Here is a 13307-nt window from a genome sequence, read left to right as displayed (position 1 = left end):
ACTTTGAAGTCATAAGTAAACTGGATTGTACGATCAGACACAGAGGTCACATTAGGATTTGATTCAATTTGTCTTCTTTGATGTTCATTGAATATAATTTTGCTCATCTGAAAAGCTCCCGTCCATAATTGTTATCTTCAAGTATAACGGGGTCTATGAATAGAAAAAACCCCGGATAGGGTCACTTTTTTTAAAGTGTCCACTATTCGGGGTTCAGTTCATAAAACTCGGGAATCTCTTTTTTTTTATTTGTAATCTTCTACAATGACCATTTCTTTTGTAATCGGATGGACAAATTGCAATTTTCGAGCTTGCAACGAGTAGTTATCGGCACGCGTTCTAGAACCGTACATTCTGTCTCCTGCAATTGGATGACCAATTGAGCTAAAGTGAACACGGATTTGATGTGTACGTCCTGTTTCTAAAATCACATTTACTTTAGTAAAGTTGGAATCTTGTCCCACCACTTCAAAATGTGTAATCGCTGTTTGCCCAGATGGCGATACAGCACGACGTGCAGAATCATGACGGTCTGTGCCAATAGAAGTTCGAATAGATCCGCTTTTTTGTGTCATATAGCCGTCCACAATCGCTTCATACGTGCGAATAATTTTTTTCTCTTCAAGCATACGGTCAAGCATTGATTTGATTAGAGGATGTTTCGCAATTAAAACTAAACCTTTTGTCCCTTGATCGAGACGGTGGACGTGTTCAGCATATACGCCACCTTTCTTATTCACATGGGCTATGACATGATTCATACATGTTCCAGTTTGACCTGGTTCGTTCGGATGTGTAGCCATATCTGCAGGTTTTGAAACGACAAGTACATGAGCATCTTCAAACAAAATAGGTACTTCGCAGTTGTCAGCTGCCACATAAGAAGATGGCTCCACATTTACATTGAATGTAAGCTTAGTACCGATTGGATGATGGTGTTGCCAAACAACAGGTTCTCCACTTTCATTCAAAATACTTTTAGCCATGCGCATTTCATGCATGATTTTCTTCCCAATTTGAAAATCATCTCGGAGAAGCTGTTCGATGGTAATGTTATCTTGTTGTAATGCATATTGAAAGGTAGTAATCATTTTTATTCCTCCTAAAAATAGACCATGTACGATGACATGGTCTACGTTATCTTCTATTTTAATACAACATCACTTAAAAATGTTTTAATCTTTTCTTCAGGTTGATTACCAACCAAGCGATCAACTTCTTTGCCATCTTCAAAATGAATCATAGTCGGCGTTGCTTCAATCGCGTAATCTTCCCATCCTTGTTCAAATTCATAAATATTATATTGGGTTAAATCTACGTTCATTTCTTCAACTATAGGCATTAATACAGGAGTCATGGCTTTACAATGTACACAAATTGGGCTGAAGAAGTAAGCTGTTACAGGCTCGCCGCTCTCCACTTTAGCTTTCAAGTCATCAGGTAGAATAATGTTTTGATAGTTTTCATCGTCTAGTTGATCAATTGTTTCTTGTTTTAAATCATTTGTTCCATAAGGATTGTCCGCTAATTTATTGTTATTAGACATATTATTCAGGACTATAATTAATGCGAAAACTGCGACAATAATACCGCCTATAATTAATAATTTTTTCATTTTATTTTTCCCCCTTTAAATCTTTTAAAAGCATGAAGCTGGAAATAGCTATAAGAACGAATGCAGTTAAAGCTAAAAATGGAATAGTGATAAAGCCAAAGATATTGATGTACTCACCCGTGCATGACACGCGCCCACAAGCTGGTGCATTCTCGGATAAAAAGCTAACTTTTTGCAAACCATAATGATACAAAGAAATAGCCCCACCAATAACGGAGAAAATTGCGGTAGTTGTAGCGATTCGTGCATTTTTCTGCACATAAGCTATGCCTAAAATAAGTACGAGTGGATACATGAATATTCGTTGAATCCAACATAACTCACAAGGTTCGTAGTTCCTAATTTCTGAAAAGAATAGGGAACCCATAGTGGCTATTACTGAAACTACCCACATAAACAATAAAGTATTTTCTGATTTTTTTGTCATACCAAATCTCCTATTCTGAGTATAAACCCTTATCAAATTATAATTCTAAGTATTAAACAAGTAAAATATTTTCAACGAACTCTGAAGTTCTATATAATGAAATATGTAGCTTTTGTGAAGGAGACGATCCACATGTCAGAAGAATTTGATTTATCCCAGTTTGAAGTAAGCATGGTTATCCGACAAACAACCATGCAAGATATAGAACCAATGTTAGCTATGCAAAGGCTCTGTTTTCCTGGAATGGATCCATGGAAAGTTGATCAACTACGTAGTCACTTAAGTATTTTCCCAGAAGGTCAACTTGTTGCCGAACTCGATGGACATATCATTGGATCATGTTCAAGTTTAATCATAAACTTTGATGAATATGATGATCGACATTCGTGGTCAGACGTAACGGATGATGGTTATATTACGAATCATAATCCAGAAGGATACAATATGTATGGTATCGAAGTAATGGTGCACCCCGAATATCGTCGCATGAAAGTAGGACAACGGTTATATGAGGCACGAAAAGAAATAGCACGTCAATTTAACTTGAAATCCATTATTATTGGTGGACGTATTCCAAATTACCACAAACACTCGGAAGAGATGTTGCCACGTGAGTATGTAGATGCAGTATCCAGACATAAAATTTATGATCCTGTATTAACCTTCCAAATCATGAATGGCTTTACCCTAATGCGTATTAACCCGAACTATTTACCGGATGATACTGCTTCAGGCAAATATGCCACGTTAATGGAATGGAATAACGTTGACTATAAACCAATGTCAAAACGACATTTTAAAACGAGTTATCCCGTTCGAATTTGTGTAGTTCAATATATGATGCGTGCGATTGAATCGTTTGACGATTTAGCCAATCAATGTGAGTACTTTGTTGACGTAGCTTCCGATGCACATTCCGATTTTGTCGTGTTTCCGGAAATTTTCACAACTCAATTAATGTCATTTTTGAATGAACCCTCACCTAGTCGTGCCATTCGACGTTTGACTGAATACACACCTCAATACATTGAGCTATTTACCGATTTAGCCGTTCGCTATAACGTCAATATTATTGGCGGTTCCCATTTTGTTAAAGAAGAAAATGATGAGATCTACAACATTGCCTACTTGTTCCGTCGTGATGGTTCGATTGAGAAACAATATAAAATTCATATCACACCTAATGAACGCAAGTGGTGGGGCATTAGTGCTGGTGATTCAGTTCGTGTCTTTGATACAGATTGCGGAAAAATTGCAATCCAAATTTGCTACGATATCGAGTTCCCTGAAGTTGCTCGTATCGCAACAGATATGGGTGCCAATATTATTTTTGTACCTTTCTGTACAGAAGATCGCCAAGGGTTTTTACGCGTAAAATATTGTGCACAAGCTCGTGCTGTTGAAAATCAAATCTATACGGTTATTTCAGGAACGGTTGGAAACTTGCCTCAAACTGAAAATATGGATATTCAATACGCACAGTCTGGTATTTATGCACCATCTGATTTTGAGTTTGCTCGTGATGGTATTGTTGGTGAAACGAGCCTTAACTTAGAAATGGTATTAATAGGAGATGTGGATTTAGAAATCTTACGTCGCCAAAGACAAGACGGAACGGTAAAACAGTTGAAAGACCGTCGTCATGATATTTATCGTATTGATTATAAAAAAGGGTGAAACGTGTGCCGCATCTCTCAGTGATTAGCTATGCCAGCTAGATTGTTCCTACATTCATAACTGATTTTCAGTTTGAAAGTAGAAGGTGAAATCTACGAGTCCTGTCATACTTTTCATTGTTAGAATGTGCTTCTATGCTTCTCGGGGCTAGAAGCAGCATTTCCATCGTTTCTATTGGAGGAGAATGTATGAGTTATCGACAAACTGCCACAAAATGGATGGAGTACGCTCAGCTTGAAGCTGAATGGAAGGATCAACTTTCTATAATTGCTCAAGATGAAAAACGCTTGGAAGATGCATTTTATAAGGACTTGGAATTTGGCACAGGTGGAATGCGCGGGGAAATTGGTGTAGGTACGAACCGCATGAATACCTATACAGTTCGCAAAGCTTCACAAGGTGTAGCAGATTACGTAAAAGCAGCCGGTGCAGAAGCAATGAAAAAAGGTATTGTAATTGCTTATGATAGTAGAAGGAAGTCACCAGAGTTTGCACAAGAAGCTGCGAGTACATTTGCGAAAAATGGTATTCAAGCCTATTTATATGAAGAACCTAGGACCACACCACAATTGTCATATAGTGTACGAGAATTAGGTGCGTTTATGGGGATCGTAGTTACGGCAAGTCATAATCCACCTGAGTATAACGGCTATAAAGTATATGGTGAAGATGGTGCACAGCTTAATATAGAAGATGCTGAAGCAGTTATTGAGTATGTTCAACAAGTTGGTGATGAGCTAGCTATCGAAACAGGTAAAACAGAAGAGTATTTACAAAATGGCTTGATTCAAGTGATTGGGCATGATTTAGACAAGGCCTATCTTGAAAGGGTTGCATCTATTCAACATCAACAAGAATTTGCAGATAAAGAGGCATTAAAGGTAGTATTTTCACCTCTTCATGGAGCTTCAGGTTCTACCGTTCGTCAATTAATGAAACAAACGGGATACCAGAACTTTATGTACGTTGAAGATCAGATGGAGCCAAATGGTGAGTTTCCAACGCTAAAATCGCCTAATCCAGAAGAAGCAGGTGCTTTTGAGTTAGCGATGAAATTAGGCAAAAAATCTACTGCAGATATATTAATTACTGCTGATCCAGATGGAGACCGAGTAGGTTTAGCTGTTCGCCAAGGAGAAGACTACATACTATTAACAGGCAACCAAACGGGCGCTATTTTGATTGAATATTTACTGACTCAATTAAAAGAGAAAGGCCAAATGCCTGCAAATGGTCGGGTATTTAAAACCATCGTTACGTCTGATTTAGGTCGTGTGATTGCAGAACACCATGGCTCTTCTACAGAAGATGTGCTAACTGGTTTTAAATTTATTGGAGAAAAAATTAAACAATACACTGAATCCAAAGAATATACATTCTTGTTTGGATATGAAGAAAGCTATGGTTATTTAATTCAACCATTCGTTCGTGATAAAGATGCGATTCAATCTGTTTTAGCGATCACAGAAGCAGCTGCCTTTTACAAAATGGAAGGCAAGACGCTACTCGATGTCTTGCATGACTTATTTGAACGTCACGGTTACTACTTCGAAGGATTAGTCTCGATAACAAAAAAAGGAGCGGACGGTGCACGTGCAATACAAAGTCTGCTAACCAATTTGCGAAATCAACCTTTAACTGAAGTTGCAGGCATTGCCATTTCTTCGCAAGAAGATTATTTAAAGCAAACACGAAGCTTTACTGATGGACGTAAGGATGAAAATCTGACACTTCCAAAATCAGACGTATTAAAGTATTTCTTAGCAGATGGTTCATGGGTATGTGTACGACCAAGTGGGACTGAACCGAAGATAAAATACTATATTGGTGTCATGAGTCCAAGTGAAGCTGAAAGTAAAGAAAAACTCAATACGATTAAATCGCAATTCACGGCTGAAATGGAAAAACGTTTCAGCTTGTAAAAGTGGACCCTATTAGTGAACGTGCTAATGGGGTTTTATTTTATAGGGGTGATAGAAATGTGGAAACATAAAGGAATTGAGTTTAGGAGAGAAATACAAGACGTCAATGGGGCCGATATGTTGGCTTATTTAGGACGTAATCAAAAAGAAGTATTACACCGAGTTAATTTGGAAAATAAAAGCGTAATGAAAGCGATTCGAATTCAAAAAGAAGTGGTACTGATTAAACTAGCTATATTAGATAAAGAGCTTATCCTATCCTTTCCACAACTAATTCATCCCACCATGCAAATTGCCAAGGCGGCAACTGACTTTGTTGATGAGTGGTTTGATTTATCACGTGATTTACAACCTTTCTATGACTTAGCACATCGTGATGAGATTTTGAAGGAAGTCGTATTAGCATATAAGGGACTGCGCATAATCGCTGTAGAGGAACTGTTTGAAGCACTTAGCTGGTCCATTATGGGACAACAAATTAGTTTACAAGTTGCATATGGTTTAAAACAAAAGCTTGTTACAACGTTTGGAGAGTCGGTTGTACATGACGATATAGAGTATTGGCTATTTCCTTCAGCAGAAAAAGTTGCTTCTCTTAATGTAGAAGAATTGCGCAATCTGTCCTTTACCCAACGAAAAGCAGAATACCTCATTGGTGTTGCTGAATTAATTGCAACTGATCAGTTAAACAAGGAACAACTGTTGGTAATGTCTTTGGGAGAAATGGAAACAAGGTTAACTGCCATTCGAGGTATTGGAAAGTGGTCTGCTAATTATGTCATCATGCGATGTTTACGACATCCAGATGCATTTCCTTTAGCGGATGTAGGTTTACATAATGCGTTGAAAAAAGTGCTTAATCAATCTGAAAAACCTTCACTGGCTGAAATTGAGGAATGGGCTAAAAACTGGAGTGGTTGGCGGGCTTACGCGACATTTTATTTGTGGAGAACCCTTCAAGAGTAATCATATCATTCAAAAGTATGAACTACATCTCATGCAAATACATGAAAACGAGTGGTATGATAGAAGATATAATGAAAGGTAAGATGGAGGCGACTGTATGCAATCAAACGAGCATTCAAACATCGGATTATTGAAAGAAATAGCCGAATTGTTGAATGAAGAAACTGAAATGATACCCATGCTGCAGGGCGCATTACGAAAATTCTTGGCAGGTACTCAGTTTGAAACAGGGTGGATTTTCTTTATTGATACAAAAGGAAAGCATCAATTACTTGCCCATGAAAATCTTCCGGATGCTCTAGAATACGGCGGTTGTCGTCATCTGCAAAAAGGCGGTTGCTGGTGTGTTTCCAAGTATCGCAATGGAGAGTTAAAAAAAGCTTCGAATATGATTGAATGTCAACGAATTGAAAGTGCGATTGATGCAAAAGTGGGAGATCATGCTGGCGTTACACATCACGCCACCGTACCTTTACAATCAGGTCAAGAAAAATTCGGTCTGTTAAATGTAGCCTCTCCAAATACCGTAGCATTTACAGACCATGAACTCTCATTGCTAGAGTCTGTTGCATTTCAACTAGGATCGGCGATCAAGCGCATCTTGTTAACGAAACAAGAACAAGAAATGGCGCTTGTTCAGGAACGAAATCGCTTAGCTCGAGATTTACATGATTCGGTAAACCAACTATTATTCTCCGTTACCTTAACTGCACGAGGTGGTAGCGAAATGGCTGAACAAACAGAAGTCAAAGAAACATTCCGTGAAATTCAACATTTAACACAAGAAGCATTAACTGAAATGCGCGCACTTATTTGGCAGTTACGTCCAAAAGGATTAGAAACGGGACTGGTTGAAGGAATTAAAGGTTATGCAGAAATGCTAGGGCTGACGCTAAAAGTTAATGTTTCAGGTGTAATCAATTTACCATCTCGTACCGAAGAAACATTGTTCCGTATCGCGCAAGAAGGGTTAAACAATGTTCGAAAACATGCAGGGGTACAGGAAGCAGAATTATTTATTACCGTTACTCTGACTGATGTATTACTCGTTTTAAAAGATGAAGGGTGCGGATTCCAGATGGATGCAAATGTACAAATCCCATCCATCGGTTTGCAAAGTATGAAGGACCGAGCCAAAGCTGCCGGAGGGTCCGCTGACTGGGTAAGTAACATTGAAAAAGGAACGGAATTATTAATCCGTTTGCCACATTAAGGAGGAATCTGCATGATTAGAGTACTAATTGCGGATGATCACCATGTAGTTCGACGAGGCTTATTATTTTTTTTGAAAACGCAAAAAGACATGGATGTCGTGGGTGAAGCTACGAATGGGAAAGAAGCCGTAGAATTAACAGCCAAGCTTAGACCCGATGTTGTGTTAATGGATTTGGTCATGCCAATAATGGATGGGATTCAAGCGACCAAAAAGATCAAAGCACAGTATCCACAAACACAAGTTTTAATGTTAACGAGTTTTTCAGACCGTGATCACGTTATTCCAGCAATCGAAGCGGGAGCAGCGGGCTATCAATTAAAAGATATTGAACCAGACGATTTAGTGGAATCCATTCGTAAATTAATGCGTGGAGAAAATACATTGCATCCTCAAGCGACCTCACAACTTATGAAAGTGAGAGAGCCGCAAATTGAACCACCGCATAAACTTTACCCACTGACTCCAAGGGAGCAAGATGTTTTGTCCGAGCTTACAAAAGGGAAGAGTAATAAAGAAATTGCTTCTGCTTTATTCGTAACTGAGAAAACAGTGAAGACTCATATATCAAATATATTTTCAAAATTACTTGTACAAGATCGCACACAAGCTGCACTTTATGCAGTTAAACATGGGTTAACCGAACCTAGCTCGTTGTGATTGCATTGTCAAAAAGGAGAGAATAGAGATGAAAGTACTAGTTATTAGTGGTGGACCACGTAAACATGGACGGAGCGCAATTGTGGCTCGATTTATTGAACGTACTTATGGATTTCATACAGTAGATTTAAGTATTGTAGAAATGCCGATGTACACTGGAGAAGAAGATCAAGCGTCTAATCCTGTTGTGAAATCATTAAGACAATCTGTTCTTGATGCAGATGCTGTTTTGTTGTTATCACCTGAATATCATAGTGCGATGAGTGGAGCTTTAAAAAATACGCTCGATTTCTTAAGCAGTACACAATTCTTACACAAATCAGTGGGCTTAATTGCTATTGCTGGTGGAGGAAAAGGTGGGATTAACTGTCTAAATAATATGCGTACAGTCATGCGTGGCGTATATGCAAATGCCATTCCTCGTCAGTTAGTTCTTGATCCAAGTGTTTTTGATTACGACCGCGATGATCTTACAAAGGAAGCTGCAGAACAAGTTGATGGGTTAGTTGAAGAATTAAAGATTTATGCTCGAATAGCAAAAGAAGTGAAAGAACGACAGTTGATATAGTTAAAAGTAAGAACCGCATTCCTCATGGGATGCGGTTTTTCGAATACTGATAACTACATGCTGTAAGGTTTTCAGGTCTCATCGGACGTTATGCCTGAACCACTATGGTCTAGATAACAAAGGGGATGGGCTTGTGACTGTGTCACTTCGCTCCCTTGCAATCTCGACGGACGTAGTTAGGATGGTTTGGTTTACTTGAGAATCGATAGTCCTTCTATATCGATATTCGGCCTCTTTCTCCTTCACTTATTTTCGTGATCACTTTCGTGGGACTCGTTAATGTAAGAGCCATCCAAAATAAAGAAGTGCAGTAGCAGCCGAAATGGCATCTTCGGTTGCTTGGTAGCTGAAGAAAGTGACGATTCCTTAGTAAACCAAAATCAAGAGACAATTTGCCCAAAGGTTGAAGGGGAGCGATGAAGCCATCAAAGCCGTAAGATTACCTGTAATAGTAAGAGGGGATGTGACGAAGGCACATCCCCTCTTACTTATTCATTAGGTAAAGGTACAGCATGGTGCTTTCAAAAAGCGACCTATAAACCTTTATGAAAATCTTCTATTCCTACAAAACAGAAGAGCCAGCCCATATCTAATGGACTGGCGACTGTATACGTATTATTTCTTTTTTCCTGGACGATTACGCATGTCTTTCGTAATTTGTTTCCATTTTCCACGTTCTGCTTTTTGAGCAGCAGCATCTGCTTTTCTTTCAACGTAAGCAAGTTCACGTTTTAACTTTTCATAGCTTGCATAGCGTTCACGAGTTAAAGAGCCATTTCCAAGGGCTTCTTGCACGGCGCAACCTGGCTGATTTTTATGTTGGCAATCAGAGAAGCGACATGAACTGGCATATTGTTCAACATCTTTGAATCCGGTATCAAGACTTTCACTATTGTCCCACATTTGAAACTCGCGCATACCTGGTGTATCAATTAACAATCCTCCACCAGGCATGCGGAATAATTCACGATGAGTAGTGGTGTGACGTCCTTTGTCGTCATCTTCTCGAATGTTTTGAACCACCATTACGTTTTCACCGCATAGCGCATTTGTTAAAGAGGATTTACCTACTCCAGATGATCCGAGGAGAGCCGCTGTTTTGCCGTCTTTTAATAATTCTTGTAGTTCAGCTACACCTTCGTCAGTAACACTACTGACGACGTGAATGGGAACACCAAATGCTACAGCTTTTGCTTGATCCACATAGAACTGTGGATCATCACATAGATCCTTTTTTGTAAGTACAATAATTGGGTTAGCCCCAGAATCCCAAGCCGCAATTATATACCGCTCAAGTCGGCGAACATTAAAGTCTAAGTTTAAAGACATTATTAGAAAGACAATATCGACATTAACTGCAACTATTTGTTCTGCGGTGGTTAAACCAGCAGCTTTTCTAGAAAAGAGTGATGTTCGTGGAAGTATACTTCGAATAATACCTTTTTCTTCTCCTGGCATTTTTTCTATAGCCACCCAGTCCCCAACAGCAGGGAAGTCTCTACGGTCTTGAGCTAAATGCTTAAAACTACCCGAAAGAGAAGCTAACCATTCACCTTCATCAGTTACAACTCGATACATATGTTTATGCTCAAGCAAAATACGTCCAGCGATGCATGCTTGTAATTTTTCATTATTGGATTGGTCCGCCCATTTAGCTTTCCAAGAATCGTTCCATCCGTAATTTTCAACTATTTTCAATGTGTATTCCTCCTGTTTTGTGTAAATAAAATAACCGTGTCTGCGAAAAGGCAGCCACGGTTAAAATACACATCACAAGATAAGGTCTACTTTTTAGAAAGCACACGTGTGATGAGATACCTGGAACATGCCAATTCGCTCTTTTACAATTTCATATAAAGTTGCCATAATACCTCACCTGCTTTCTTTTAATAATTTAACTGTATCAAAAGTATATTCGTCTCGTCAACCATTAAAATAAGAAATTTGTACCTATTCTGAAAAAAATTAAATGACATTTAATTTTAAGTGTTAAATGGGTATCTTTTTATTAAGTTATAAAGGAACGAAAAATCATATTTAATGGAGGAATATTAAAATGACAATAAATTCAGTAGCTGGACAAAAATGGTGGAAAATAGGGGCTGCAGCGTTCCTATCTGTAGGATTATTAGGGGCATGTGGAGACTGAGACAATAATTCTGAGGTAGATGATGAAGTGGAAGAAGAAGTAGAAGAGGAAGACGCAGAATAAACTAAATAAAAAAACCGCCCAAGTGGCGGTTTTTTTGCATATATTCAATTCTTTTCTACTTGTCATAAAGGTTTAACTACTTATTATTTTTGAAAATATGTAGTAATAATAATCGCATCTGAAACAAAATACTATCTAAAGCGTCCAATTAGAAGTGACAAATATTGTTCGTAAAAATAGCTAAAGAATCACATCATAAATGGAAGCCTTTCGTGTTTTAACTATGAGGTGTATCTATGATATAATTGCGTTTTGTCCATCACAGTTTTATAGATAATGAGGAATGTTAATGTTTTCACAATCATTTTTACAACTCAATACAATTTTTATTAGCATATTAATAGAATCCATACCTTTCATACTTATCGGTGTATTTATTTCTGGCTTTATTCAGATGTTTGTTTCTGAAGAAATGATTGCACGGATAATACCTAAGAATCGTTTTCTAGCTGTTTTATATGCCACCTTATTTGGTGCCTTATTCCCTGCTTGCGAGTGTGGAATTGTGCCGATTGTGCGCAGGCTTCTTTTAAAAGGGGTGCCTCTGCACGCGGCAATACCTTTTATGTTAACGGCACCTATCATAAATCCTATCGTGCTATTTTCTACTTATATCGCTTTTGGTAATCAAATAGATATGGTGTTATACCGTAGTGGACTTGCTCTCGTTGTAGCTTTTCTAGTAGGAATAATCTTATCGTTCCAATTCAAAGGTAATCAACTATTGGAAAAGGGAACGAGGAACACTCACCACCACCATCATCATCATTCTACAAAACAAACGTTTAAGAAAAAATTTGTTGATATGCTTAGTCATGCAGTAGACGAATTTTTCTCAGTAGGTAAATACTTAATTCTTGGGGCTTTTATTGCAGCGGCAATGCAAACGTACTTGAAAACTTCTACACTTTTAGAGATTGGACAAACTGATGTGACCTCTTCGATTGTAATGATGTTCCTTGCTTTTGTAATGTCACTTTGTTCAGAAGCAGATGCTTTTATTGCGTCTTCTTTTAGTAGTACTTTTTCAGTAGGATCAATCGTAGCATTTCTTGTAATCGGTCCTATGGTAGATATTAAAAATACTCTCATGATGCTTAGCGTATTTAATAAACGCTTTGTTTTCATTTTGATTTGCTATATTGCCATTTTTGTTTTAGTTGGTTCACTATTTATATGAAAGAGGTGAAGGAATGTTAAGAGTCTATATTCTACTGGTCTTCACTTTTTTCTTTGCACATTTACATGCTTCAGGAAATATAACGAAATATATTAATATGAAATATGCGTACTTATCATATAGTGCTATTTTTATATTTGCTATTCTAACAATCGTTCAAGCTTATACAGATATTAAACAATCAAAAGATGTTCCTGATGAATCTTGCTGTGAGGAAGATCATAGTGATGAACGAACTAAACCTTGGTATCAACGATGGTTCATCTACGGTATATTTATTTTTCCGTTATTAACAGGTTTTTTCCTACCTATTGCAACACTGGACTCGACGATTGTAAAATCGAAAGGCTTCACATTTAAAGCCGTGGAAACAACTGAAAAGTATGCAGTAACTCAATATTTGAAACCAGATACCAGTATTTATTATGGTAAGGAAGGTTACGATGAGCTAATGGATATTGAAAAAAATAAATACTTATCTAAAAAGAGTGTGGTTCTAAAAGATACCGATTATTTGAAAGGATTGGAGACAATTTATAAATATCCCGGTGACTTCCTCGGTAAAACAATCGAATTTGATGGTTTTTCTTTTAAAGGGGAGTCAGTGAACGATCGACAACTGTTTGTCCTTCGATTCGGTATCATACATTGTGTAGCAGATTCCGGTGTATTCGGGATGTTAGTTGAATTTCCAGAGGCTATCGATATTAAAGATGACGAATGGATACATGTAAAAGGAACACTTTCATCCGAATATTATCAACCTTTTAAATCGACCATACCAGTGTTAATTGTGGAAGAATGGGAGAAAACGAAAGAACCGAAAGAGCCTTACGTATACCGTTCTGGTTAATTACATGGAAATAG

General features: G+C 37.9%; 12 protein-coding genes. 8 read left to right on the top strand and 4 right to left on the bottom strand.

From position 1 onward, the window contains the following. Nucleotides 1-245: 245 nt before the first annotated feature. Genes C8K15_RS04725 through C8K15_RS04715 form a run of 3 tightly spaced genes read right to left on the bottom strand, consistent with a single transcriptional unit; the run spans nt 246 to nt 2042 of the window. A complete protein-coding gene (locus C8K15_RS04725; protein WP_108585278.1) occupies nt 246-1091 on the bottom strand; it encodes an RluA family pseudouridine synthase in 846 nt (281 codons plus the stop codon). Between the two features lie 53 nt (nt 1092-1144). After that, complete coding sequence (locus C8K15_RS04720; RefSeq protein WP_108585277.1) at nt 1145-1615, bottom strand: thioredoxin family protein; 471 nt, start codon at nt 1613-1615, stop codon at nt 1145-1147. Between the two features lies 1 nt (nt 1616). Continuing rightward, nucleotides 1617-2042 carry a disulfide oxidoreductase gene (locus C8K15_RS04715; protein WP_108585276.1) on the bottom strand — a complete coding sequence of 142 codons (426 nt, stop codon included), beginning with the start codon at nt 2040-2042 and terminating at the stop codon, nt 1617-1619. 132 nt (nt 2043-2174) lie between these two features. On the opposite strand from C8K15_RS04715, the gene C8K15_RS04710 reads away from it, so the two are divergent. The 6 genes from C8K15_RS04710 (at nt 2175) to C8K15_RS04685 (ending at nt 9048) form a co-directional block, all read left to right on the top strand. Then, nucleotides 2175-3719 carry a carbon-nitrogen hydrolase family protein gene (locus C8K15_RS04710; RefSeq protein ID WP_108585275.1) on the top strand — a complete coding sequence of 515 codons (1545 nt, stop codon included), beginning with the start codon at nt 2175-2177 and terminating at the stop codon, nt 3717-3719. Between the two features lie 188 nt (nt 3720-3907). Continuing rightward, the gene (locus tag C8K15_RS04705; RefSeq protein WP_108585274.1) at nt 3908-5641 is read left to right on the top strand and encodes a phospho-sugar mutase; all 1734 of its coding nucleotides are present in this window, start codon (nt 3908-3910) and stop codon (nt 5639-5641) included. 57 nt (nt 5642-5698) lie between these two features. Then, on the top strand, nt 5699-6607 hold the full coding sequence (locus C8K15_RS04700; protein WP_108585273.1) for a DNA-3-methyladenine glycosylase family protein: 909 nt from the start codon (nt 5699-5701) through the stop codon (nt 6605-6607). A 97-nt stretch (nt 6608-6704) separates the two neighbouring features. Beyond that, the gene (locus C8K15_RS04695) at nt 6705-7820 is read left to right on the top strand and encodes a GAF domain-containing sensor histidine kinase (RefSeq protein ID WP_108585272.1); all 1116 of its coding nucleotides are present in this window, start codon (nt 6705-6707) and stop codon (nt 7818-7820) included. Between the two features lie 12 nt (nt 7821-7832). After that, nucleotides 7833-8480, top strand: coding sequence for a response regulator (locus tag C8K15_RS04690; protein ID WP_108585271.1), 648 nt, complete (start codon nt 7833-7835; stop codon nt 8478-8480). 28 nt (nt 8481-8508) lie between these two features. After that, entirely contained in the window at nt 8509-9048 is a 540-nt protein-coding gene (locus C8K15_RS04685; protein ID WP_108585270.1) for an NADPH-dependent FMN reductase, read from the top strand. A 615-nt stretch (nt 9049-9663) separates the two neighbouring features. On the opposite strand, the gene rsgA is transcribed toward C8K15_RS04685, so the two are convergent. Beyond that, nucleotides 9664-10746, bottom strand: a complete 1083-nt coding sequence (gene rsgA / locus C8K15_RS04680) for a ribosome small subunit-dependent GTPase A (RefSeq protein WP_108585269.1) — start codon at nt 10744-10746, stop codon at nt 9664-9666. A gap of 803 nt (nt 10747-11549) precedes the next feature. On the opposite strand from rsgA, the gene C8K15_RS04675 reads away from it, so the two are divergent. Together C8K15_RS04675 and C8K15_RS04670 are read left to right on the top strand one after the other, a co-directional pair. Then, nucleotides 11550-12440 carry a permease gene (locus tag C8K15_RS04675; RefSeq protein ID WP_108585268.1) on the top strand — a complete coding sequence of 297 codons (891 nt, stop codon included), beginning with the start codon at nt 11550-11552 and terminating at the stop codon, nt 12438-12440. Nucleotides 12441-12453: 13 nt separating this feature from the next. Then, nucleotides 12454-13293 (top strand): TIGR03943 family putative permease subunit, encoded by an 840-nt coding sequence (locus C8K15_RS04670; protein ID WP_108585267.1) that lies wholly within the window; start codon nt 12454-12456, stop codon nt 13291-13293. The last annotated feature ends 14 nt before the right edge of the window (nt 13294-13307 follow it).

It is taken from the genome of Paenisporosarcina sp. OV554 (genome assembly GCF_003058165.1).
Classification (GTDB): domain Bacteria; phylum Bacillota; class Bacilli; order Bacillales_A; family Planococcaceae; genus Paenisporosarcina.
Note: the sequence above shows the minus strand (reverse complement) of the source record. Positions and strands in the feature narration are given on the sequence as shown.